Here is a 25,439-nt window from a genome sequence, read left to right as displayed (position 1 = left end):
ATCTCTGCTGATGCTTCTCATTTATTTTGTTGTACTAATTGGATACCTGAAATGAAGACATGGATTCCCGCATTCATTGGAATAATGAGCCTGTTTACAGCCTCTGCGTCTGTTGCTGCGCCTCAGGCAATGGATCACGTTGTCGCCATCGTCAATGACGGCGTTATTCTACAAAGCGATGTCAATACCGCATTAAAAACGGTACAAGCCAATGCTAGAGAAAAGAACCAAACTCTGCCGGATCTCGACACATTAAAAGAACAAGTCATCGAGAAATTGGTTTTAGACGAAATTCAATTGCAAGAAGCCAAACGAATGGGCATTCAAATCGATGACCAACGACTTGACCAAGCCATTGAAGGCATTGCAAAAGATAACCAACAAACCGTTGATCAAATGCGCGCCGAATTGCAACAGCAAGGGATCACTTACCCGGTATTCCGCGAACAAATTCGCAAAGAAATGGCGGTAAGTGAAGCTCGTAACGCCCAAGTACGTCGCCGTGTGAATATCTCTCCGTCGGAAGTGGAAACCTTAGCCAGCATGATGGCTGAACAGACTACCCAAAATGTAGAATATAAAGTTTCACAAATTCAGCTTCGTTTTGGCGATGATAAAGACGCGACAGAACGAGAAGCTCAACAACTTATCGAACGTTTAAATAATGGCGAAGACTTCTCGACCTTAGCTTACACCTACTCAAAAGGCCCTAAAGCACTACAAGGTGGCGATTGGGGTTGGATGCGTAAAGAAGAAATGCCAACGATTTTTGCGGATCAAATTACCACTCAAGGCAAAGGCGCAATCATTGGACCATTCCGCAGTGGTGTCGGTTTCCACATCATGAAAATTGATGATGTCAAAGGTCTACAAACGGTCGCCGTGACCGAGGTCAACGCGCAGCACATCTTAATTAAACCTTCTATCATCTTAAGTGATGAAGGGGCCAAAGAAGAACTGAATGGCTTTATTGATGAAATCCAGTCAGGCAAGCGTACCTTTGGCGAATTGGCTCAACAATACAGTCAAGATACGGGTTCCGCTGTCGCAGATGGTATCTTAGGGTTCCAAACACCTGACTCTTATGTGCCAGAATTTAAACACCAAGTTGAAACGCTTCCAGTTGGTCAAATAAGTGAACCATTTAAAACCGTTCATGGCTGGCATATCGTTAAAGTATTGGAACGACGCACGGTGGATCGCACCGACTCTGCAATGAAAAACCGTGCTTATCAAATTCTGTTTAAACGTAAATTTAATGAAGAAGCCTCAGCTTGGTTACAAGAGATCCGAGCCAGTGCTTATGTAGAAAATCTCAATCAACAAGAGCAAGACAACGATGAATAATCTTGATATTAACCACATCAAACGTCTTGTGATCACCGCCGGTGAGCCGGCTGGCATTGGCCCAGATTTAGTCATCGCACTGTCACAATATGATTGGCCGCATCAACTGATCGTATGCGCAGACAAAACAATGTTGCAACAACGAGCACAGCAATTAAATATTGACGTTCAACTGCTCGATTACGATGCGCAAATGCCACCACAAGTACAACTCAAAGGCCAACTCTACGTTGATCATATTGCAGCAAGTGAAACGGTTGTCGCAGGTCAGCTCAATGAAGCCAATGGTCATTATGTACTCAAAACTTTAGAACGAGCTTGCCAAGGTTGCATGAGCGGTGAATTTGATGCCTTAGTCACCGGCCCAGTACATAAAGGCGTGATCAATCGTGCTGGCGTAGCGTTTAGTGGCCACACTGAGTTTTTTGCCGAGAAATCAAATACACCATTAGTGGTGATGATGCTCGCAACAGAAGGCTTACGTGTTGCTCTAGTGACCACGCATATTCCTTTGGCTTATGTCAGCCAAGCAGTCACGGAAGAGCGTTTAGAAAGCATCATTCGGATCTTGCATACCGATCTCGTCAATAAATTTGGCATTGAAAACCCTGCAATTTATGTCTGCGGCCTCAACCCACATGCGGGTGAAGACGGCTGCTTAGGGCGAGAAGAAATCGAAACCATTACGCCAACCTTAGCGCGTTTAAAACAACAAGATGGTATGAACTTAGTTGGCCCATTGCCAGCTGACACCATCTTTAATGACAAGTATTTACAACAAGCTGATACCGTCTTAGCTATGTATCATGATCAAGGATTACCCGTGCTAAAATATAAAGGCTTTGGTAATTCAGTGAACATTACACTAGGACTGCCTTTTATTCGTACCTCGGTCGATCACGGTACAGCACTGGATTTAGCGGGCACAGGGAATGCCGACATAGGCAGTTTTTTAACTGCAATCACCCATGCTTTACAACTGGCGGAAACCTCTAATAGCCAGAAAGCAAACAGAGAGTAATCAATGAGTAATGATGTCCATCTAGGCCATAAAGCACGTAAACGCTTTGGTCAAAACTTTTTAAATGATCCCTATATTATTGATGGTATTGTTTCTGCAATAAACCCTCTTCCAGGGCAAAACTTAGTTGAAATCGGCCCAGGTCTAGGCGCAATCACTGAGCCTGTGGGTCGCGAAGTAGATAAATTTACGGTTATCGAACTTGACCGTGATTTGGCGGAGCGCCTAAGAAATCACCCTGAATTATCAAGCAAGTTAACGATTCATGAAGGCGATGCCATGCGCTTTGACTTCAATGAACTCGTACGTCCAAATAACAAGCTGCGTATTTTCGGCAACTTACCGTACAACATTTCTACGCCGTTGATGTTCCACTTATTTGAGTTCCATAAAGACATTCAAGACATGCACTTTATGTTGCAAAAAGAAGTGGTCAATCGCTTAGCTGCAGGTCCTGGTTCAAAAGCCTATGGCCGTTTAACGGTAATGGCGCAATATTACTGTAAAGTAATGCCAGTATTGGAAGTGCCGCCAACGGCGTTTGTGCCTCCGCCGAAAGTAGACTCAGCCGTCGTGCGCTTAACGCCGTATGAAGATCTGCCATACCCTGCGACCAGCTTAAAATGGTTAGATCGCGTGTGCCGTGAAGGCTTTAATCAACGTCGTAAAACCGTGCGCAACTGCTTTAAGAGCCTAGTTAGCGCAGAAGAGTTAGAGCAAGTGGGCATCAACCCAAGTATTCGCCCAGAAAACTTAACTCTGGTTCAATTTGTTGATTTAGCGAACTACTTACACGCTAAAGAACAATAAGCACACTTAGGCAATAAGCTAATTTAAGCAATAAACTAACTTAAGCAATAAACCAGTAAAATAAGCTAACTCAAGCCGTGACCGATTGATAAACCACGACTTGAGTTAGCATTATTCACTTCTCTATGGATAGGAGATATTTGTGAGCCAACAACCCGCACCAAGTATCACTTGCCAAGTGCATACCCGCTATATCGAAGAGCAATCTCAACCAGAAAGAAGTCGCTACATCTTCGCGTATACCATTACGATACGAAACCATAGCCCACAAACGGTTCAGCTAATCAGCCGACGCTGGTTAATCACCGATGCCAATGGAAAACAGCTTACCATTGAAGGTGATGGTGTGGTTGGGGAACAACCCGTGATTGACGCCATGCAAGAGTATACTTACACCAGTGGCACGGCTTTAGAAACGCCGGTCGGGGTCATGCAAGGGCATTACGTCATGCTGGATGAAAATAGTGAAGAGTTTATTGCCGATATCCCACCATTTCGTATGGCAATCCCAAATATTTTAAATTAACCGCAGCTGAGGTTAAATTACCCCCAAGAACGAAAGAGAGGCACAGTGGCGAACTACATCGTTGGAGACATTCAAGGTTGCTTCGATGAGTTGCAACTGTTACTAGAACAAGTCAAATTTACCCCCGAGCAAGATACATTATGGCTAGCCGGTGACTTAGTTGCCCGAGGGCCAAAATCATTAGAAACGCTCCGATTTGTCAAAAAACTCGGCTCGTCGGCGCGATGTGTACTAGGTAATCACGATCTGCATTTGCTAGCCACTCACTTAGGTTATTTTCCCGCTAAGCCCAAAGACAAAACCGCCCCGATTCTGTCAGCACCCGATTGCGAAGAATTAATGGATTGGTTACGCGCTCAACCTTTATTGGCTGAGCAGGATGAGTTTGTCATGTGCCATGCCGGGATCTCACCGGTTTGGGATTTAGATACGGCCCGGGCCGCCAATGCCGAAGTCACCGCCCTACTTCAAAGCAGTGATTGGATGTGGTTAATAAAAAATATGTACGCGAATCATCCAACCCAATGGAATCAAGATTTACAAGGCATTGAACGTTATCGTTACATTATCAATGCCTATACCCGTATGCGCTTTTGTGAGCAATCGGGAGAATTGGATATGGCCTGTAAGCTGCCTCCAAGTAAAATGAATGATAGCAAACTGATGCCTTGGTTTCAGGTGCCTCAGCGTATATCACTTGAGAAAACCGTGATTTTTGGCCACTGGGCAGCGCTCATGGGATGCCATGATGAAAACGCTAACGTGATTGGGTTGGATACGGGGTGCGTGTGGGGAGAAAGCCTCACCCTATTGCGCTGGGAAGACAAACAATACTTTCAGCAAAAAAGTTTAAAGTCCCGCTCATAATTCACCTTTACATATATTTTACTCGTTCTTTACCCTTTTTTACCTCACTCCCCAAAATCCTCACTACACTTAAACTATGTGGTGAACATGAGTCGGAGGTACAAGATGGCAGAAATTGAAACTAGCGCAGGTGATTTTTATGAAGACTATCAGCCTAAAACGCCTGACGAATCAGACAAATCGAAACAATCAACCTCCCAAGATAAAGCACAGATACGCTCTCCCAACAAACCGACTAATGGAGAGCTGAGCGATTCTGAATTGGAATAAGCACTTGAACTGATTTTGAGGTCCTTAGAGGCACGTTATTGCTCGTCTTTTGATTTCATTAGCGAGCAGTCACATCTCAGACAAATGTCGAATACATATTTAATCTCAAAATCCTAAATCATCACTACAATTGAAAGAATACCAATCACACTAATTAGATGGTCAAAAAGGAATGAATATGGCTAAGATATTAATCATCGCAGGCGATTTTGTTGAAGATTATGAACTCATGGTACCCAATCAAGCGCTTAGTATGGTAGGACATCAAGTCAGTGTCGTATGTCCAGACAAACAGGCAGGTGAAACTATCAAAACTGCCATTCACGATTTCGAAGGCGACCAAACCTACAGCGAGAAACCTGGGCATCTCTTTACCTTAACGGCGTCTTTTGACCAAATTAAAGGTACGGAGTTTGATGCTCTGCTTATTCCTGGTGGCCGTGCACCTGAATATTTGAGATTGAATAACAAAGTCATCGAGCTTGTTAAGCACTTTGCTGAAACAGGAAAACCGATTGCGGCAGTCTGCCACGGTGCTCAACTATTAGCGGCGGCAAAAGTGATTAAAGGCAAGCGAATATCGGCGTATCCAGCTTGTGCACCTGAAGTAGAATTGGCCGGAGCGCAATATGCAGAAATTGAAGTAACAGACGCCATCACGGATGGGCAGTTTGTTACTGCGCCGGCTTGGCCTGCCCACCCTGCATGGCTAGCCCAGTTTAACCAGCTTCTCTCTTCTTAAAACCAATGCGGTAAAATAATGAAGGCCTTAAAATAGAAGAGCCGTACAGTAAATACTGTACGGCTCTTCTCATATGCTAATCGAAGCATTTATCGAGACTCGAGCTGTCTAGCTACGAGCCCCTAATCATTTACTTCTTAGGCTTAACCGCTTTGGCGTTTGGTAGGTCAGTAATAGTACCTTCAAACACTTCTGCAGCTAGACCAACAGATTCGTGTAGTGTTGGGTGAGCGTGGATAGTCAATGCGATATCTTCTGCATCACAACCCATCTCGATCGCAAGACCGATTTCACCTAGCAATTCACCACCGTTAGTACCCACAATCGCACCACCGATCACGCGATGAGTATCTTTATCAAAGATAAGCTTAGTCATACCGTCAGCACAGTCAGAGGCGATAGCACGGCCAGAAGCTGCCCATGGGAAAGTGGCAGTTTCGTAGTTGATACCTTCTGCTTTCGCTTCTTTTTCTGTTTTACCAACCCAAGCGACTTCTGGCTCAGTGTAAGCAATGGATGGAATTACTTTAGGATCGAAGTAGTGTTTCTTACCTGCAATCACTTCTGCAGCAACGTGACCTTCATGCACACCTTTGTGAGCCAGCATTGGTTGACCAACGATGTCACCGATAGCATGAATGTGAGGAACGTTAGTACGCATTTGCTTATCAACGTTGATGAAACCACGCTCATCGACTTCAATGCCCGCTTTTTCAGCGTCCATCAGTTTGCCGTTTGGAATACGACCGATAGCAACAAGAACCGCATCGTAACGCTCAGCTTCAGCTGGTGCTTTTTTGCCTTCCATTGAAACGTAGATACCGTCTTCTTTCGCTTCAACAGCCGTTACTTTCGTTTCAAGCATCAAGTTGAACTTGTCTTTGATACGCTTAGTGAACACTTTAACGACGTCTTTATCCGCCGCAGGGATCACTTGATCAAACATTTCAACTACGTCGATTTGAGAACCTAGAGAGTGGTAAACCGTACCCATTTCTAGACCGATGATACCACCGCCCATAACAAGCAGTTTCTTCGGTACTTCTTTCAGTTCAAGCGCATCTGTTGAGTCCCAAATACGTGGGTCATCATGTGGAATGAATGGCAATTTAATTGGGCGAGAACCCGCAGCAATGATCGCGTTATCAAAAGAAATCGTAGTGGTTTCTTCACCTTCAACAACAAGCGTATTAGGACCAGTGAATTTACCGAAACCATTCACAACCGTCACTTTACGTTGCTTTGCCATACCAGCAAGACCGCCAGTAAGCTGTGTAATTACTTTGTCTTTCCAAGAACGGATTTTATTGATGTCGGTTTGAGGCTCGCCAAACACAACACCATGAGCCGCCATTGCTTTTGATTCTTCAATTACTTTTGATACGTGAAGTAGTGCTTTAGATGGGATACAACCCACGTTTAGACAAACGCCACCTAGTGTGCTGTAGCGCTCTACAAGAACGGTTTCTAAACCTAAATCGGCACAACGGAAAGCCGCTGAATAACCAGCAGGACCTGCACCGAGTACCACGACTTGTGCTTTAACTTCTTTGCTCATTTTGACCTCGTTATAGTCATTTTATCCCTGACAAGCTGACGATTCCCATAGCGCTATTCAGTGACGATCTCATCAATATAAATAACAAAAAGTTGGGAGTGGAATCTAATTCAGAATTAAAGCCAGTTTATCGACTTGTTAACAAACTGAAAAGCGATTCCCCGTAGCCTGTGAGCTAGACAACATTCTTTTTTATTTGTGACTTATTACCTGTCAAATCAATGGGGTTTTAAACCTCAAACTCGCCACATTGACAACACGTAATAACAAAACTCAATTAAAAAATAAGGTGGCGCTGTGCCACCCTATTTTTGATTCAATTACAGTACCAAGCGGCGGATGTCAGATAGACAGCCATTTAGGTAAGTAATGAAGCGTGCACCTTCTGCACCATCGATCACACGGTGATCGTAAGACAGAGAAAGTGGAAGCTGTAGGCGTGGTTCGAATTCTTTACCATTCCATACTGGCTTCATTTCAGATTTAGATACCCCTAAGATACCTACTTCTGGTGCGTTTACGATTGGCGTAAATGCAGTACCACCGATGCCACCTAGGCTCGAGATAGTGAAACAGCCACCTTGCATGTCAGATGCGGTTAGCTTACCTGCACGTGCTTTCTTAGAAATCACAGCCAATTCTTCAGATAATTCGTAGATGCCTTTTTTGTTCACATCTTTGAATACTGGAACCACGAGACCGTTTGGTGTATCAACTGCGATACCAACATTCACGTACTTCTTAAGAATCAAGCTTTCGCCATCTTCAGATAGAGAAGAGTTGAACGCTGGGAAGGCTTCTAACGCTTTCGCTACCGCTTTCATGATGAACACAAGTGGTGTGATCTTCATGCCTGAATCTTTCTTCGCTTCAATGGCATTTTGATCTTTACGGAAAGCTTCTAGTGCTGTGATATCCGCGTTATCCCATTGTGTAACGTGTGGGATCATCACCCAGTTACGGTGTAGGTTTGCACCAGAGATCTTCTTAATGCGAGACAGCGGTTGAACTTCTGTTTCACCAAACTTGCTGAAGTCCACTTTTGGCCAAGGTAGTAGGCCAAGTGCACTGCCGTCACCATTGCCAGACGCTGCAGCGCCAGACTCTAGACGTTTCAGCGCTTCTTTCACGAAGTTCTGTACGTCTTCTTTCAAGATACGGCTCTTACGACCAGTACCTTTTACTTTCGCAAGGTTAACGCCAAATTCGCGAGCGAGACGACGTACCACTGGAGACGCGTGCGCGTATTCGTTGTTCTCTTGGAAATCACCCGTTGATGCTGGTGCTGCTGCAGATTTTGCAGGTGCTGCTTCCGCTTTCGGAGCTGCAGATGCCGCAGGCGCCGCCGCTTGTGGTGCAGGTGCTGCGCCAGCCACTTCGAATACCATGATTAGAGAGCCAGTTGATACTTTATCGCCAGCCGCAATCTTGATTTCTTTCACTGTACCAGCAAATGGTGCAGGAACTTCCATTGACGCTTTGTCGCCTTCAACCGTGATCAAAGATTGCTCTTCTTCAACGGTATCACCAACAGCAACCATGATTTCAGTCACTTCAACTTCATCACCGCCAATATCAGGTACATTCACTTCTTTTGCTGCTGAAGCTGCTGGGGCCGCCGCAGGCGCTGATTGCTCTGCTGCTGGAGCTGGAGCCGCCGCACCAGAACCTGCCACTTCAAATACCATGATCAATGAGCCAGTGGTGACTTTATCGCCCGCTGCCACTTTGATTTCTTTCAGCGTACCAGCAAATGGCGCAGGTACTTCCATTGATGCTTTATCGCCTTCAACAGTTAGAAGTGATTGCTCTTCTTCAATGCTGTCACCGATAGCAACCATGATTTCAGTCACTTCAACTTCATCACCGCCAATGTCAGGAACATGCACTTCTTTTAATTCAGCTGCTGCTGGGGCTGCTGCCGGAGCCGCTTCCGCTTGTGGTGCTTCTGCCGCTGGAGCCGCTGCTGCGCCTTCTGCTTCGAACACCATGATGAATGAACCTGTTGATACAGAGTCACCCACGTTTACTTTGATTTCTTTTACGATACCCGCTTGTGGCGCAGGTACTTCCATTGAAGCTTTATCACCTTCAACAGTAATTAAAGACTGCTCTTCTTCAACCTTGTCACCAACGTTTACTAGAATCTCAGTAACTTCAACCTCATCGGCACCAATGTCAGGTACATTAATTTCGATTGTCATTCGTCTTTCCTTTATCTGATTGAAATGCGCAGCATGTGTTTGCAATGCTGCGCACCTTCATTCTTATGCGTTTAGTGAATTAAGCGTGCAGAGGGTTGATCTTGTCTGCATCGATGTTGAATTTAGCAATGGCTTCAACCACAACTGATTTATCAACATCACCACGTTTCACAAGTTCAGTCAGTGCTGCAACTACTACGTAACCAGCATTCACTTCGAAGTGACGACGTAGGTTTTCACGGCTGTCTGAGCGACCGAAGCCATCTGTACCCAATACTTTGTAAGACTCAGCAGGAACAAATGCGCGAACTTGGTCAGCGTAGTTCTTCATGTAGTCAGTCGCCGCAATAGCAGGCTCAGAACCTAGAACCGTTGCGATGTATGGTACTTTTTGCTCAGCTTCTGGGTGAAGCATGTTGTAACGCTCAGCATCTTGACCATCACGAGTCAATTCGTTGAATGAGGTTACTGAGAACACGTCAGACGCAATGCCGTACTCTTCACTTAGAATTTGAGCCGCTTTACGAACTTCGTTCATGATAGTACCAGAGCTCAATAGTTGAACTTTAGACTTATCGCCCGCGTAAGTTTCTAGCTTGTAGATACCACGACGGATGCCTTCTTCAGCGCCTTCTGGCATTGCTGGCATGTGGTAGTTTTCGTTCATTACCGTTAGGTAGTAGTAAACGTTCTCTTGCTCACCGTACATGCGACGAATACCGTCTTGCATGATAACTGCCACTTCATAAGCGAAAGTTGGGTCGTAAGAAATACAGTTAGGAACCGTGTTCGCCATGATGTGCGAGTGGCCATCTTCGTGCTGTAGACCTTCACCGTTAAGCGTTGTACGACCAGCTGTTGCACCTAATAGGAAGCCACGAGCTTGTTGGTCGCCTGCCATCCACGCCATGTCGCCCACACGTTGGAAGCCGAACATTGAGTAGTAGATGTAGAACGGAATCATTGGTAGGTCGTTAGTCGAGTATGACGTTGCCGCCGCAACCCATGAAGACATTGCACCTAACTCATTAATACCTTCTTGTAGAACTTGACCTGAAGTCTCTTCTTTGTAGTAAGAAACCACGCCGCGGTCTTCTGGTGTGTAAGTCTGGCCATTCGGGTTGTAAATACCGATTTGACGGAATAGACCTTCCATACCGAATGTACGCGCTTCATCTGCAATGATTGGAACGATGTTTTTACCGATGCCTTTATCTTTTAGCAAGATGTTCAATGTACGTACGAACGCCATCGTAGTTGAGATGTCACGCTTTTGTTCAGTCAATAGCGCATCAAACTCACCAAGCTCTGGGATTTGAAGTGCTTTAGTAAAGTTAGGTAGACGCTGAGGCGTATAACCATGAAGTGCTTTACGACGAGCGTGTAGGTATTCGAATTCTTTCGAACCTTCTTCAAGCGTTAGGTAAGGAAGCTCTTTCACTTTGTCATCAGAAAGAAGATCTTGTAGACCTAAACGATCACGTAGGTGAAGAACATGAGTCATGTCCATTTTCTTCACTTGGTGCGCTATGTTTTTACCTTCCGCTGCTTCACCCATGCCGTAACCTTTTACTGTTTTCGCTAGGATAACAGTTGGACGACCTTTGGTTTCTTGGGCGTTTTTGTAAGCTGCGTACAGTTTAGAAGACTCGTGACCACCACGCTTAAGTGCGAAGATTTCATCATCAGTCATATCAGCAACAAGTGCTGCTGTTTCTGGGTATTTACCGAAGAAGTGTTCACGTACGTAAGCACCATCTTTCGATTTGAAGGTTTGGTAATCGCCATCGATGGTTTCGTTCATCAATTGCAGTAGTTTACCTGTGGTGTCTTTAGCAAGAAGTGAATCCCAGTTGTTACCCCAGATTACTTTTACTACGTTCCAGCCAGCACCTTTGAATAGACCTTCAAGTTCTTGAATGATGCTACCGTTACCCATTACAGGGCCATCAAGACGCTGTAGGTTACAGTTGATTAGGAAGCATAGGTTATCCAGTTTTTCACGAGCAGCGAAAGAAATCGCACCGCGTGATTCTGGCTCATCCATCTCACCATCGCCTAGGAAAGCGTAAACACGTTGTTCAGAAGTGTCTTTCAGGCCACGACCGTCAAGGTACTTCAAGAAACGCGCTTGGTAGATAGCGGCGATTGGACCTAGGCCCATAGATACCGTTGGGAACTGCCAGAATTCAGGCATTAATTTAGGGTGCGGGTATGAAGGGATACCTTTACCATCAACTTCTTGACGGAAGTTATCAAGTTGCTCTTCAGTTAAGCGACCTTCAAGGAAGGCACGTGCGTAGATCCCTGGAGAAATGTGACCTTGGTAATACACCAAATCGCCACCGTCTTTTTCATTCGGAGCACGGAAGAAGTGGTTGAAACAGACTTCGTAGAACGCTGCTGAAGACTGGTAAGACGCCATGTGGCCCCCTAGCTCTAAGTCTTTCTTAGACGCACGTAGAACGATCATGATGGCATTCCAACGAATGATCGAACGGATACGGCGCTCTAAAGTCGTATCGCCAGGATATGCCGGCTCTTGAGCTGCCGGAATAGTGTTAATGTAGTTTGTGTTAATGCCTGTTGGCATATCAACACCGTCTAAGCGAGCTTTATCAAGAACTTGCTCTAGTAGATATTGAGCGCGCTCGACACCTTCTTCACGTACCACTGATTCAAGAGCAGCTAACCATTCTTGAGTTTCCAGTGCATCAACGTCATTATTCATGACTTCAGACATGGCGATCTATCCTTTTGTTGGTTTGACAGACTAACTAACCGATTTAATAAGTGGGTCGTCAATCTTATGATTCGTTGGCTTGTTGAATACGGCGCAATGAACGCTCGCGACGACTCTCTTCTCGAGTCAAATCCAACAAGGTTTCTTCGATATAAGCCAAATGGGCATGCGAGGCTTTACGCGCCTTTTCTGGTTCACGCTCTAAAATCGCTTGCACAATACTGGCACGGTGATGACTCACCTTTTCTACCACCTCATCGCGACGATGAAGTAATTCTAAATTCTGTAATACGTTCTGTTGCAGCAGCGGCGCTAGGCTACGAACAATGTGCAATAACACCACATTGTGAGCCGCTTCAGAAATGGCGATCAACACTGCCATCACCGCTTTTGATTCATGGACGATATCTTTGTTCTCTATCGCCTTTTCGACTTCTTTCTGGCATTGCGAAATACGCTCAAAGTCTTCTTCCGTGCCACGTAGAGCAGCAAAATAAGCGGAAATACCTTCCATTGCATGACGAGATTCAAGTAAGTCGAGTTGGGTTTCTGAATGCGTCGACAATAACTCTAGCAAAGGATCAGAAAAAGACGTCCACAATGTATCGCTGACAAAAGTACCGCCGCCTTGTTTACGCGTTAATAAACGTTTTGCTTCTAAGCGCTGGATGGCTTCACGAACAGAAGGACGAGACACGTCAAATTGTTTTGCTAGCTCTCGCTCTGGCGGCAATTGTTGGCCGGGAGACAGCGTGCCTTCTAAAATCAACCGTTCGATTTCCTGTTCAATCACATCGGAAAGTTTCGGCTGACGAATCCTTTGATAAGCCATGATTACTTTGTCTTCTCATTTGCGGTTGTAAATTGGTAATACCAATTACCAGACTCACCAAAAAGTTTACATAAACTAAACATAGGTGTCCAGACAAAATTGACCCAAGTCAAAGAACGGAAAACCATTAACCTTGCGATAACAAAATCATTCTAAAACAACAATAAGATTGGTAAGACCAATTTAATTTTCGCGTTTTAGACTGTTATTTTATGACATCAGATAGATTGGATTTGTTAAATATGTGACTTTGATCTCAATCAAGCTGATTTTTCATCCGCTTAAACTTAGTCAATTCTTGAGGTGATTTGTTGCAAAAGAATGAATTTTTTTAAGAAAAAGAAACCGTATTTCAGTATAAAAAAAGAATAATAAGAAAGGATTTAAATAAAATTGTGAACTTGCTCAAACCTGTTGATGTACAAGGTTAATGAAAGCCAGATGATTACTGACTTAACAGGAAGCGAAAGTAACGCCAATCAAACCCAAGCCCTGGGTCAGTCTTACGCAGTGGTGCAATATATTGATGCCCAGTAATGCGTGGCAGAGTGATATGAGGATAAGTTTTCATCACCAACTGAGTAATGCTCACCAATGATTGATATTGCGCTTGAGTATAAGTGTCAAAATCCGTGCCCTCCAACTCAATGCCAATCGAATAATCATTACAACGCTCAACCCCAGCAAAGCTCGACTTACCCGCATGCCAAGCTCTGGCGTTAAACGGCACAAATTGGATGATTTCCCCATCACGACGAATAAAGCAATGCGCGGAAACCCCCATTTTGTGAATCACTTTAAAAAATGGGTGTTGATTAGGATCCAGTTGACCGGTAAAAAATTGCTCAACATAAGGCCCACCATATTGCCCCGGCGGCAAACTGATATTATGCACCACCAGCAAAGAAATCGGCGTTTGTTTTGGCCTTTGATCATAAAATGGGGACGGCACGTGTTTAACGCCTGAAAGCCATGAATCGGGGGTGATGTGCATAGTCGATAACCTTATTCATTCGGTGAAGTTATTCTGTCGAAATCAAGACTGAAGTCAAGGGACGGTCTTCGGTACTCGGTTCTCGGTTCTCGGTTCTCGGTTCTCGGGCGCTACGCTGCTCGTTTCTAGGAAAAGATAAAGCAAGAGCCTGATGACTAGTAAGCTCTCATTAAGCAATCCGAGACACAAGGAGTGAAACGGTCGATTAGCGTAGCGCTCGAAAATCGTTTCCCCTTGCAGTATCATTACCCCATCAAAAAAACATGGATTTTGCCCAATGAAAACAGCTCACGATTACCAATCTCGTATTCACTATTTAAAGCAACAATTACCAACTGAAATAACTCGCATGGTGAGTGACGCATTAAAAGAAGATTTGGGCGGCACTTTAGATCCTAACGCGGATATTACCGCCAGCTTAATTCCAGCCGACTCCGTCAATACCGCCAAGATCATCACTCGTGAACATGGCGTATTTTGTGGCCGAGATTGGGCTGATGAGGTGTTCAAACAACTGGGTGGTCAAGTGACAATTGATTGGCATGTCACCGATGGCGATACCGTCGAACCGAACCAAACACTCTGCACGTTAACCGGCCCATCACGCATTCTTTTAACCGGTGAGCGCAATGCGATGAACTTCATCCAAACCCTGTCTGGCTGCGCCTCGATTACTGCGGAATATGTCAAACAATTAGAAGGTACCGAATGTCGCTTACTTGATACCCGTAAAACCATTCCCGGCCTGCGCAGCGCATTAAAGTATGCGGTGACTTGCGGCGGCGGTTTTAACCATCGCATTGGTGTATTTGATGCCTACCTAATTAAAGAAAATCACATCATGGCTTGTGGCGGCATCGAAAAAGCCATTGCCACTGCCAAGCAATTAAACCCAGGCAAGCCAGTTGAAGTAGAAACGGAATCACTCGAAGAACTCGAACTGGCCATTCGCGCTGGTGCCGACATTGTGATGCTGGATAACTTCACTAAAGACATGATGATTGCTGCGGTCGAGCTGAACAAGCAAATCGGCTTAGAAAACGGTTTAACCACCGGCCAAGCGGCACTGGAAAACTCAGGCAATATTACCCTAGAAACCTTAAATGAATACGCCAAAACCGGCGTGGATTATATTTCGGTGGGTGCACTGACAAAACATGTGAAAGCGATGGATTTGTCGATGAGAGTGGTTGGCTAACGAGCGCAATACTGACATCATAACATTCAGCACCTCAATCGCTTTCTCGATTGAGGTGTTTTTGTAGGTATCGTGACTCGTTTTTCGGGCACTTCGCTGCTCGTTACTTGAAAAAGCAAAAGCGCTCGCAGACTGGCTTTATCTAGAAACTAGGAACTATGGACCAGGAACTATCTCTCTCGAGCCACGAGAAGTGAAACGACCGAGTCACGAGCAGCGAAGCGCCCGAGCCACGATAAACGAAATACACAAACCCATGTGATCCCCTTCACACATCGCCGCCCATTTCCATACCAAATTCATACTCTTAGTTCGTCATGTCTTGGTCAAAAACGGCTCCTGCCTCATCCAATATTATTAATTGCCTCGCAATATTTTGTTTTTGCAATGTAACAACACACGCAGATTTCAAACTGCCTCGAATTGGCATTTATCGACAATTTTCTTTTTTAACGCTAGCTCTACTCTTGCGGAGGTTATACCACTTAATTATTCACGGAGATGAAAATGAAACCATTACAACAAGGTAAGAAAAAACTACAAAAAGGCTTTACGCTGATTGAATTGATGATCGTCGTTGCGGTTATCGGTGTGTTGGCGGCAATTGCGATGCCACAATATCAAAAATACGTAGCTAAATCAGAGGTCGCTTCCGTGTTAGCAACTCTAACTGGCGCAAAAACCAATGTTGAAGCCTACGCTGTATCATATGGAGAGTTTCCTGCTTCGGGGACTGAATCAGATCTAGGTATACCATCAATGAATCTAGGTTCAGCTGCCTTTGCACCTGATAGCGCTACAAGTGGAGCAACAGGATCTATTAGCTTTACGTTTAAAGATGTACCAGATGCTAGCAATTTAACGGCTAAACAAAATTTAACATTAACTCGCAGCGCCAATGGTGAATGGACTTGTTCATCAACGAATATTGCAAGTAATCAAGGTATTCTGCCGAAGAATTGTACTGGTATCTAATTTATTATAATGATTACCAACCTCGCCTCCATTTTACGCCAAGCGGAGCTCTTGACTCACGAGCAAGAGCAAATGGTGGTGAGCACGGTTTTAAACGATAATAAAAGCGTCCCCGTGGCTTGCGTGGACGCTGGTTTTATTTCTAGCCAGCAGTTATTAGTCAAGCTGTGCCATCTATTTGCCCTGCCGCAAGCCCATCTCGAGCATTACCAATACGCGCAAGTATGTGAACAACTGGGCATGCGCGATTTGATCATCAACCATCAAGTGCTGCCACTGCAAATTGACAGCGATAATGTCCTGATCGCGGTTGCCGACCCCACCAACACCAGTGTGGAAGACGATTTCCGTTTTGCGACAGGCAAACAAATTGAATTTATTCTGGCTGACTGCAAAGAGCTGGAAGGGGCGATTCGTCGCTTGTATGGCCGCGCAGTCAATGCTGACAGCAGCCAAGGCAAAGACATCACGCAAGATGAACTGGCCAACCTGGTTGAAGTCGGCAGTGATGAAATTCAAGAAACCGAAGATCTTAGCCAAGATGAAGCGCCCGTCAGCCGCTTTATCAATCAAATATTGCTTGATGCAGTACGTAAAGGCGCATCGGATATTCACTTTGAGCCTTATGAAGATATTTACCGCGTGCGCTTACGTTGCGATGGTATTTTGGTGGAAACCAACCGCCCTGCGCCACATTTAGGACGACGCTTAGCTGCTCGTATTAAAATCTTATCCAAACTTGATATTGCTGAGCGCCGTTTACCCCAAGATGGCCGGATCAAAATTCGTCTTAATGCCGATACCGCGGTCGATATGCGGGTATCTACACTGCCAACACTGTGGGGCGAAAAAATTGTATTACGTTTGCTGGATAGCAGCGCCGCGAATTTGAATATTGATAAACTCGGCTATAGCGAGGTACAAAAGCAACTCTATCTTGATGCCTTGCAACAACCGCAAGGCATGATTTTGATGACCGGCCCAACCGGTAGCGGTAAAACCGTCTCACTCTATACCGGACTTCGTCTACTCAATACGCCAGATAAAAACATTTCCACCGCAGAAGATCCGGTGGAGATCAACTTAACCGGTATCAATCAGGTTCAAGTGAAACCAAAAATCGGCTTTACCTTTGCGGCGGCATTGCGCGCCTTTTTGCGTCAAGACCCCGATGTGGTGATGGTGGGTGAGATTCGCGATTTAGAAACGGCAGAAATTGCGGTAAAAGCGGCGCAAACCGGCCACTTGGTACTCTCCACCTTGCACACCAACTCGTCGGCGGAAACCGTGGTGCGCTTATCTAATATGGGAATTGAAGCGTTTAACCTCGCTTCCTCACTGAGTTTGATTATTGCGCAGCGTCTGGCGCGTCGCTTATGCCCCCATTGTAAAAAGCCAGACGATTTTCCGCCTGCTTTACGGCACAAATTCAACATCGATGAAAACATTACCATTTACCGCGCCACCAAAGAAGGCTGCCCAGAATGCACCGGTGGCTATTCAGGCCGTGTTGGTATTTATGAAGTGATGCCTTTCACGACCGAACTGGCGAGCGCGGTGATCAAAAAAGCCTCGGCCAATGACATCGAAATGATTGCCGTCAAACAAGGTATGGCAACCCTACGCCAATCTGGCATCGAAAACTTAAAGCAAGGCGTGACCAGTTTTGCAGAGCTACAACGTGTGTTGTATTTCTAAGCTGACTTAGCACAATCGACAAGGACTATCTCACATGGCGCAAACATCCACACTAAAATCCCCAACCATGAAAGCCTCGACGCTCAAAGCTCCGGCATTAAAGAATTTTCAATGGCGCGGTGTGAATAGCTCAGGCAAAAAAGTCTCAGGGCAAATGTTGGCCATTAATGAAATCGAAGTGAGAGCCAAACTCAAAGAACAACGAATCCAAATCAAGAAACTCAAGCGTCGTAGCGTGTCGATTTTTGCCAAGATGAGCCATAAGGTTAAGCGCAAAGACATTACGGTATTAACTCGTCAATTAGCTACCATGTTGGCAACCGGTGTCCCCATTGTGCAGGCGTTGAAATTGATTTCCGATAGCCAACGCAAGGCTGAAATGAAATCCATTTTGTCGCAGATTTGCACCCAAGTCGAAGCGGGTACGCCGATTTCCAAAGCCATGCTAGCCAGCAGCCCGTTCTTTGATCAGTTTTATTGCGATCTCGTGTCAACCGGCGAGCAAACCGGTAACTTAGCCGATGTTTTTGATCGCTTAGCTACCTATCGCGAAAAGAGTGAAGAATTACGCTCAAAAGTAATTAAAGCCATGATCTATCCAGCCATGGTTATCTTGGTGGCCACCAGCGTCTCGATCTTAATGCTGACCATGGTGATCCCGGAATTTGAAGCCATGTTTAAAGGCTTTGGCGCAGAACTGCCTTGGTTTACTCAGCAAGTCATTCATTTATCTCACTTCTTACAAAGCTATTTATTCATCATGATCTTAGCGGTGTTCTGCTTTATTTTTGCTATGCGAGAAGCGCGTAAACGATCCTTTACTTTCCGTCTAAAAACCAGCCGTTTTGCACTTAAAATGCCGATCTTAGGCGGCGTATTTTCTAAAGCGGCCATTGCTAAGTTTAGTCGTACTCTTGCCACCAGTTTTAGCGCCGGTATTCCGATTTTGACCAGCTTACTGACCACAGCCAAAACCTCGGGCAATTTGCATTATCAAGTGGCGATAGAGCAAGTCCACAAAGACACTGCGGCGGGTATGCCGATGTACATTGCGATGCGTAACGCCGATGCCTTTCCTGAGATGGTGTTGCAAATGGTGATGATCGGGGAAGAATCCGGTAATTTAGACGACATGCTCAACAAAGTGGCGGCCATTTATGAATTTGAAGTCGACAACACGGTGGATAATTTAGGTAAAATCATTGAGCCTGCGATCATTGTTTTCTTAGGCGTGGTGGTTGGTGGTCTCGTTGTGTCACTTTATCTGCCAATCTTTAAGCTAGTTAGTGTATTCTAAGCCCCTGTTTTGGCGATTTTATTGGACCTTGCTGTAATCTCATGATCATTTTTGACTATTATCCTTCCCTGTTCCCGGTTGTAGCAGGCATTTTCGGACTACTGATTGGTAGCTTTTTGAATGTCGTGATCCATCGCTTACCCATTATGATGGAACGAGAATGGAAACAAGAATGTATTGAATTTTTCCCACAGCTCAAGAAAGATCCTGAGGTTAAAAAACACATCGTTGAATTGGAAAAGCCCTTTAATCTCAACGTACCTCGTTCTCGTTGCCCAAAATGCGACACTCAAATTCGCGCAGTGGATAATATTCCTGTGCTTAGCTGGTTAATGCTCAAAGGCAAATGCCACAAATGCGCCAATCCCATCAGTTTTCGTTACCCCGCGATTGAATTATTAACTGCGGCACTGTGCGTGGTGATTGGCTTGTATTTCCCTGCTGACTGGTACGCGGTTGCCCTATTGTTTTTCACCTTTGTGTTAGTCTCTGCTACCTTTATTGATCTCGATACCATGTTACTGCCCGATCAATTAACACTGCCCCTCATGTGGGCTGGCCTTGCCTTATCGCTGTTTGAAATCAGCCCTGTGTCTTTGCAAGATGCGGTCATTGGCGCTATGGCTGGCTACTTATGTTTATGGATTGTCTATTGGGCGTTTAAGTTGCTCACCGGCAAAGAAGGCATGGGCTATGGCGATTTTAAATTGTTGGCCGCCCTTGGCGCTTGGCTCGGTTGGCAACAACTGCCGCTGCTCATTTTGCTCTCGTCACTGGTTGGCTTGGTATTCGGCATTATTCAGCTTCGACTACAAAAGCAGGGCATCGAAAAAGCGTTTCCATTTGGCCCATATTTGGCGATTGCCGGTTGGTTTTGTCTTATTTGGGGCAATGATTTAACCTCTTGGTATCTCACCAACATGCTAGGAATGTAATCAGTGACAATGATCGTAGGGTTAACCGGAGGCATTGGTAGTGGCAAAACCACCGTTGCCAATCTGTTTGCTGACCATTTTGATATTGATATTGTCGATGCCGATATTGTCGCACGAGAAGTGGTCGAGCCAAATACGGTTGGGTTGAATGCGATTATTGAGCACTTTGGCCCGACCATATTAACGCAACAAGGTGGGCTTGACCGTGCACAATTACGTGAACGTATTTTTGCTAATCCAGATGAAAAAGCCTGGATCAATCAATTGCTGCACCCCCTGATCCGTCAATCCATCAATCAACAACTGACCCAAGTAAAATCACCTTATGCGTTACTAGTGGTTCCACTGCTGATCGAAAACAACTGGCAAGAGAACATTGATCGTTTGTTGGTTGTCGATGTCAGCCCTGAAACCCAAATTGCACGCACTTGTCAGCGGGATAAAGTTTCACAAGATCAGGTTCGCGCTATTTTGGCTTCACAAGCATCAAGAGAACAACGCTTAGCCCATGCCGATGACGTAATTAACAATGACGCAGCGTTAAGCGTGCACACAAAACAAAAACTTTTATCTCAAGTCACAGTTTTACACAAAAAGTACCTAGCATTATCCGGCAACTTTCTGTGACAATAGAATAAGTCTATTTACGTACTCCACCAATTGAAGGCGCCATGCTCAAATTCGAACATCCATTAACAGAAAAAGTCCGAATTCACCTTAGAGTCGAAACGCTCATGAGGCAATTGCATAAGTCCGCCAAATTTGAATCTCCACTGGATGATCAAATCTTCTTTCGCTCACTATTTGATTTAATGGATTTGTTTGAACAGATCCACGTCAAATCAGAACTCACCAAAGAGCTTGAGAAACAGAAATTACTCTTTCGAGGCTGGGCCAATGTACCCGGCGTCGATCAAAGCCTACTCAACAGAGTATTGAATGATATTGAAGGTAACTTTCGTGAAGTGATGGCGGCAGAACGTTTTGGGCAATCACTAAAAGAAGATCGCTTTTTAAGTACCATTCGACAGCGCTTTAGTCTACCCGGCGGCCATTGCTGCTTTGATCTGCCCTCATTGCATTATTGGCAGCACTTGCCGCTCGAAAAACGCATGATCGATGTGAATCGCTGGCTGAAAACATTAACCCCACTTCACAACGCATTAGAATTACTGCTCAAACTCTTACGTGAAACTGGCCGCTATAAACCGCAAATTGCTCGCAACGGTTTTTATCAAAGCGATGCCAATGACGCGAATATCTTACGGTTAGAAATCCCTTCCGATCTCGGTGTATATCCTATGATCTCGGGTCATAAAAATCGCTTCGTGATTAAATTTATGCGTTTTGATTCTGGCGCAGCCTATACGCAAGATGTCGAGTTTAGCCTCGCAGTTTGTTAAACTTCATCTCATTATATTTGAAGTAGGCAACCCGTCATGACTGAACAAACACCGAAAAAAATCACCGTAGTAAAGTGTCCAACTTGCCAAACTGCCGTAGTATGGGGAGAGGTAAGCCCTTTCCGCCCTTTTTGCAGTAAACAATGCCAATTAGTCGATTTTGGTGAATGGGCCGATGAAGAAAAATCAATCCCCGGCGCGCCTGATATGTCGGATTCAGACGGTTGGTCGGAATAGATTTTCGTTACTCGGAACTCGGGCGCGTTGCTGCTCGTGGCTTGGAAAAGCAAAAGCAGAGCCGAGGTACGGGGACGCTTTGCTCGAGAGCCGAAAAGCGTGATCGTTTCGAGTAACTCGGACGCTACTCGGAGCCCGGAAAAGAAAGCGAGTACCTAGTTTCTGTTTTCAAGAAAAGACATTAATAACAACGTCATCCTGAAAAGCGACGTAGGAGCGCAGTTCAGGATCTCCCAAGGCGTGTGAGTGATATTGTGATGCCATCATCCTTGAGGAGCCTAGGCGACATCGAGGATCTAAATTCAGCGCACTGCGAGTAGATTCCCGCTCTCGCCTAGGCTCGGCAGGAATGACATAATTTAGTCCATCTTTTTCGAATTACGATCAGCGTAGCGCCCGATAACCGAGACTCGAATCGCTTTTAACCAAAACGTTTGATAACCTTTTCCAGCACCGGCTCATTCGCTTCAGGGAAAGCGTAGCCATTCAAGTCATTCATTGCGACCCATTTGCCTTCTTGGCCTTCCTTACCGTATGGCTTGCCTTCAAAAGCCGATACCACAAAGAAATCAAAGGTGAGGCTTTTATCGGTGTAATCGAAATCAAAGTGTTCAAATAACTCTAATTGTGTAGCGGTAATATCAATTTCTTCTTGCAGTTCGCGGATCAAACCTTGTTCTGCGCTTTCCCCTTCTTCAACCTTACCGCCAGGAAATTCCCAGAAACCGCCTTTGTGTAGCTTGGCTGGACGCTTAGTAATAAAGATTTGATCTTGCTGAGGATTCAAAATAATCGCCGCAACGATGTGAGTACGCTTCATTCTTTTCCCTTCTCTTATTCCATCATGCTTCTTTTGATATCAACAAATGTCGCTTAAAAATCTGACAATAAAAAGGCCGCAATCACTGCAGCCTTTTTGATCTTTCGACCTGATGTCATGTACTAATCGCTAGATTTTACCGTGACATTGTTTGTACTTTTTACCAGAACCACATGGGCAAGGCTCATTACGACCCACTTTACGCTCTTCACGAACGCTCGGTTGGTTCGATTCACTTTGCTCATCATCAGACAGGCCATCCGCAGATTCATGTTGCAACTGTTGCTTACGAGCCGCTTCTTCAGCTTGAATGCGACGTTGTTCTTCCATGCGATCCACTTCTTCACGCTGTTGTACGCGCACTCGGCTTAACGTCGAAATCACATCGAACTTCAAGCTATCGAGTAGTTCACCGAACAACTCAAACGACTCACGTTTAAACTCTTGCTTCGGATCTTTTTGTGCATAGCCACGTAGGTGAATACCTTGACGCAGGTGATCCATCGCCGCTAGGTGCTCTTTCCATAGGTTATCAAGCGTTTGTAGCATCACTTGACGCTCAAAGTTACGTAACACTTCTGCGCCAACCGCTTCTTCTTTTTGCTTGTAGATGGTTGAGGCTTCGCTGATGATACGCTCAAGCAAGACTTCTTCGTATAGCTTGTCGTCTTCATCTAACCAAGTTTGGATTGGTAGATCTAAGTCGAAATCCGCTTGTAAGCGATCTTGCAAGCCTTTCACATCCCACATTTCGTCAAGCGATTGTGGCGGAATGTATTGTTCGAATACCGAACTTAGAACGTCAATGCGGTTTTGTTCTAGCATTTCGCTGATGTCTTGTGCGCCCATCAACTCATCACGTAATTCGTAGACGACTTTACGTTGATCATTCGCCACATCATCGTAATCCAGTAATTGCTTACGCACGTCGAAGTTACGACCTTCCACTTTACGCTGTGCTTTTTCGATTGAGCGAGACAACATGCGGCTTTCAATCGCTTCACCTTCTTCCATACCACTTTGGATAAGACCCGCCATGCGATCAGAGGTAAAGATACGCAACAGTGAATCTTCCATAGATAGGTAGAAACGCGAAGAACCGGCATCACCTTGACGACCCGAACGACCACGTAGCTGGTTATCAATACGTCGAGATTCATGACGCTCAGTACCAATAATATGCAAGCCGCCAGCTTCTAATACTGCATCGTGTACTTTCTGCCACTCTGCTTTAATTTGTGCGATTTGCTCTTCCGTTGCTGGCGAACCTTGAGATTCTTCCAGTTTCTCAACTTGGTTTTCCCAGCTGCCACCTAGCTTGATATCGGTACCACGACCCGCCATGTTCGTTGCGATAGTAACCGCACCTGGTGTACCGGCTTGCGCGACGATTTCGGCTTCTTGTTCATGGAATTTAGCGTTCAAGACATTGTGTTTAATTTTCGCTGCTTTCAATGCATTAGAAAGCAGCTCCGATTTTTCAATCGACACCGTACCGACGAGAATTGGCTGACCTTTGGCCACACGCTCTTTGATGTCTTCGATGATGGCATCAAACTTTTCTTTTTCAGTACGATAAACCACATCTGGCATGTCGTTACGGATCATTGGACGGTTAGTTGGGATCACCACCGTATCTAGACCATAAATCGACTGGAATTCGAATGCTTCGGTATCAGCGGTCCCCGTCATGCCCGACAGTTTTTCATACAAACGGAAGTAATTCTGGAAGGTAATCGATGCCAACGTTTGGTTCTCGTTTTGGATCTTAACGCCTTCTTTCGCTTCAACAGCTTGGTGCAAACCTTCTGACCAACGACGTCCTGGCATAGTACGGCCAGTGTGCTCATCAACAATGATCACTTCGCCATCTTTCACGATGTAATCAACATCTTTTTCAAACAATACGTGCGCACGTAATGCCGCATTAACGTGATGCAATAGGCTAATATTAGCTGGTGAATACAGCGTATCGCCTTCTTCCATTAGGCCGCTTTTGATCAGCAGCTCTTCAACATATTCTTGACCAGTTTCTGTCATGTGAACTTGTTTGGCTTTCTCATCGATGGTGTAGTGCTTATCACCACGGTATTCTTCAGTATCCTCTTCATCTTGGCGCTCAAGATAAGGGATCAAGGTATTAATGCGAGTGTATAACTCTGAGCTATCTTCGGCAGGGCCTGAAATGATAAGCGGTGTACGCGCTTCATCAATTAAGATGGAATCCACCTCATCGACCACAGCGAAGAAACGTTCACGTTGAACGCGATCTTCAGGGCGGAAGGCCATGTTGTCACGTAGGTAGTCAAAACCAAATTCGTTGTTAGTGCCGTACAAAATATCACATTGATATGCGGCTTTTTTCTCAACCGGGATCATGTTCGGAACGTTAATCCCGACGGTCATGCCTAGAAATTCAAATAATTCACGGTTGGTTTCGGCGTCACGCTTAGCTAAGTAATCGTTGACGGTCACGACGTGCACGCCTTTACCAGCAATACCATTTAAGTAAGCCGCAAGCGTTGCCGTTAATGTTTTACCTTCACCAGTACGCATCTCAGCAATTTTGCCTGAGTTTAGTACCATACCGCCGATAAGCTGCACATCAAAGTGACGCATTCCGTAAATACGCTTTGATGCTTCACGCACGGTAGCAAAAGCTTCTGGAAGTAATTTATCTAGAGTTTCACCGTTGTGGTAACGCTCACGAAACTCAACGGTTTTGTTTTGAAGTTGCTCATCGGTTAATGCTTCATATTCTGGCTCGAAGCTATTAATTTGATTTACGATTTTTCTCAGTTGGCGTAGGGTTCTGTCATTACGACTGCCAATCACACTGGTCAGTAACTTAGTTAACATTATTTACGAATCTCTCTTCCTGATCTTTCGGATCTCTACTTTCAGTTTCTCTCTTACACTAAGAATACTGAGATAATTTGGTCTACTTGTCATATGGTGCCAT

At 45.1% G+C, this 25,439-nt stretch carries 22 protein-coding genes; 15 read left to right on the top strand and 7 right to left on the bottom strand.

The features are described 5' to 3' along the window. The first annotated feature begins 51 nt into the window (after window positions 1-51). The 7 genes from surA to Vgang_RS02020 all read left to right on the top strand — a co-directional run bounded on the left by surA (window position 52) and on the right by Vgang_RS02020 (window position 5,583). Complete coding sequence (gene surA / locus Vgang_RS02050) at window positions 52-1,347, top strand: peptidylprolyl isomerase SurA (RefSeq protein WP_105902335.1); 1,296 nt, start codon at window positions 52-54, stop codon at window positions 1,345-1,347. Beyond that, window positions 1,340-2,368, top strand: a complete 1,029-nt coding sequence (pdxA, locus tag Vgang_RS02045) for a 4-hydroxythreonine-4-phosphate dehydrogenase PdxA (protein WP_105902258.1) — start codon at window positions 1,340-1,342, stop codon at window positions 2,366-2,368. The genes surA and pdxA overlap by 8 nt, the downstream gene beginning before the upstream one ends. 3 nt (window positions 2,369-2,371) lie before the next feature. Further along, on the top strand, window positions 2,372-3,178 hold the full coding sequence (rsmA, locus tag Vgang_RS02040) for a 16S rRNA (adenine(1518)-N(6)/adenine(1519)-N(6))-dimethyltransferase RsmA (protein ID WP_105902259.1): 807 nt from the start codon (window positions 2,372-2,374) through the stop codon (window positions 3,176-3,178). Between the two features lie 142 nt (window positions 3,179-3,320). Beyond that, entirely contained in the window at window positions 3,321-3,704 is a 384-nt protein-coding gene (gene apaG, locus Vgang_RS02035) for a Co2+/Mg2+ efflux protein ApaG (protein WP_105902260.1), read from the top strand. 45 nt (window positions 3,705-3,749) lie between these two features. After that, window positions 3,750-4,571, top strand: a complete 822-nt coding sequence (locus tag Vgang_RS02030) for a symmetrical bis(5'-nucleosyl)-tetraphosphatase (RefSeq protein ID WP_105902261.1) — start codon at window positions 3,750-3,752, stop codon at window positions 4,569-4,571. Window positions 4,572-4,676: 105 nt separating this feature from the next. Then, on the top strand, window positions 4,677-4,841 hold the full coding sequence (locus Vgang_RS02025) for a hypothetical protein (protein ID WP_157946021.1): 165 nt from the start codon (window positions 4,677-4,679) through the stop codon (window positions 4,839-4,841). Window positions 4,842-5,019: 178 nt separating this feature from the next. Next, on the top strand, window positions 5,020-5,583 hold the full coding sequence (locus Vgang_RS02020) for a DJ-1/PfpI family protein (RefSeq protein ID WP_105902262.1): 564 nt from the start codon (window positions 5,020-5,022) through the stop codon (window positions 5,581-5,583). Between the two features lie 130 nt (window positions 5,584-5,713). On the opposite strand, the gene lpdA is transcribed toward Vgang_RS02020, so the two are convergent. The 5 genes from lpdA to ampD all read right to left on the bottom strand — a co-directional run bounded on the left by lpdA (window position 5,714) and on the right by ampD (window position 13,914). Next, entirely contained in the window at window positions 5,714-7,141 is a 1,428-nt protein-coding gene (gene lpdA, locus Vgang_RS02015) for a dihydrolipoyl dehydrogenase (RefSeq protein WP_105902263.1), read from the bottom strand. A 320-nt stretch (window positions 7,142-7,461) separates the two neighbouring features. After that, window positions 7,462-9,345, bottom strand: coding sequence for a pyruvate dehydrogenase complex dihydrolipoyllysine-residue acetyltransferase (gene aceF / locus Vgang_RS02010; RefSeq protein WP_105902264.1), 1,884 nt, complete (start codon window positions 9,343-9,345; stop codon window positions 7,462-7,464). Window positions 9,346-9,424: 79 nt separating this feature from the next. Further along, window positions 9,425-12,088, bottom strand: a complete 2,664-nt coding sequence (gene aceE / locus Vgang_RS02005; RefSeq protein ID WP_105902265.1) for a pyruvate dehydrogenase (acetyl-transferring), homodimeric type — start codon at window positions 12,086-12,088, stop codon at window positions 9,425-9,427. Window positions 12,089-12,152: 64 nt separating this feature from the next. Then, a complete protein-coding gene (gene pdhR / locus Vgang_RS02000) occupies window positions 12,153-12,920 on the bottom strand; it encodes a pyruvate dehydrogenase complex transcriptional repressor PdhR (RefSeq protein ID WP_105902266.1) in 768 nt (255 codons plus the stop codon). A 445-nt stretch (window positions 12,921-13,365) separates the two neighbouring features. Further along, complete coding sequence (gene ampD / locus Vgang_RS01995) at window positions 13,366-13,914, bottom strand: 1,6-anhydro-N-acetylmuramyl-L-alanine amidase AmpD (protein ID WP_105902267.1); 549 nt, start codon at window positions 13,912-13,914, stop codon at window positions 13,366-13,368. A gap of 277 nt (window positions 13,915-14,191) precedes the next feature. Here ampD and nadC point away from each other — a divergent pair, with 277 nt between their 5' ends. The 8 genes from nadC (at window position 14,192) to yacG (ending at window position 21,657) form a co-directional block, all read left to right on the top strand. Continuing rightward, window positions 14,192-15,112 (top strand): carboxylating nicotinate-nucleotide diphosphorylase, encoded by a 921-nt coding sequence (nadC, locus tag Vgang_RS01990; protein ID WP_105902268.1) that lies wholly within the window; start codon window positions 14,192-14,194, stop codon window positions 15,110-15,112. A gap of 507 nt (window positions 15,113-15,619) precedes the next feature. Continuing rightward, window positions 15,620-16,087 carry a pilin gene (locus Vgang_RS01985; protein WP_105902269.1) on the top strand — a complete coding sequence of 156 codons (468 nt, stop codon included), beginning with the start codon at window positions 15,620-15,622 and terminating at the stop codon, window positions 16,085-16,087. Window positions 16,088-16,096: 9 nt separating this feature from the next. Continuing rightward, window positions 16,097-17,785, top strand: coding sequence for a type IV-A pilus assembly ATPase PilB (pilB, locus tag Vgang_RS01980; protein WP_105902270.1), 1,689 nt, complete (start codon window positions 16,097-16,099; stop codon window positions 17,783-17,785). A 67-nt stretch (window positions 17,786-17,852) separates the two neighbouring features. Continuing rightward, complete coding sequence (locus tag Vgang_RS01975; protein WP_105902336.1) at window positions 17,853-19,082, top strand: type II secretion system F family protein; 1,230 nt, start codon at window positions 17,853-17,855, stop codon at window positions 19,080-19,082. 41 nt (window positions 19,083-19,123) lie between these two features. Then, a complete protein-coding gene (locus Vgang_RS01970) occupies window positions 19,124-20,017 on the top strand; it encodes a prepilin peptidase (RefSeq protein WP_105902271.1) in 894 nt (297 codons plus the stop codon). A 3-nt stretch (window positions 20,018-20,020) separates the two neighbouring features. Beyond that, window positions 20,021-20,644: a dephospho-CoA kinase gene (gene coaE, locus Vgang_RS01965; protein ID WP_105902272.1), complete on the top strand. Its 624-nt coding sequence runs from the start codon at window positions 20,021-20,023 to the stop codon at window positions 20,642-20,644. Window positions 20,645-20,688: 44 nt separating this feature from the next. Continuing rightward, entirely contained in the window at window positions 20,689-21,420 is a 732-nt protein-coding gene (gene zapD, locus Vgang_RS01960; protein ID WP_105902273.1) for a cell division protein ZapD, read from the top strand. 36 nt (window positions 21,421-21,456) lie between these two features. Further along, complete coding sequence (gene yacG, locus Vgang_RS01955) at window positions 21,457-21,657, top strand: DNA gyrase inhibitor YacG (RefSeq protein WP_105902274.1); 201 nt, start codon at window positions 21,457-21,459, stop codon at window positions 21,655-21,657. Window positions 21,658-22,078: 421 nt separating this feature from the next. Here yacG and mutT read toward each other — a convergent pair whose 3' ends face one another. Together mutT and secA are read right to left on the bottom strand one after the other, a co-directional pair. After that, on the bottom strand, window positions 22,079-22,477 hold the full coding sequence (gene mutT, locus Vgang_RS01950) for an 8-oxo-dGTP diphosphatase MutT (protein ID WP_105902275.1): 399 nt from the start codon (window positions 22,475-22,477) through the stop codon (window positions 22,079-22,081). A 129-nt stretch (window positions 22,478-22,606) separates the two neighbouring features. Next, on the bottom strand, window positions 22,607-25,336 hold the full coding sequence (gene secA / locus Vgang_RS01945; RefSeq protein ID WP_105902276.1) for a preprotein translocase subunit SecA: 2,730 nt from the start codon (window positions 25,334-25,336) through the stop codon (window positions 22,607-22,609). Between the last annotated feature and the right edge of the window lie 103 nt (window positions 25,337-25,439).

Origin of the sequence: Vibrio gangliei, assembly GCF_026001925.1 — a bacterium.
Taxonomy (GTDB): Bacteria; Pseudomonadota; Gammaproteobacteria; order Enterobacterales; family Vibrionaceae; genus Vibrio; species Vibrio gangliei.
This window is presented reverse-complemented; position numbering and strand designations above follow the sequence as displayed.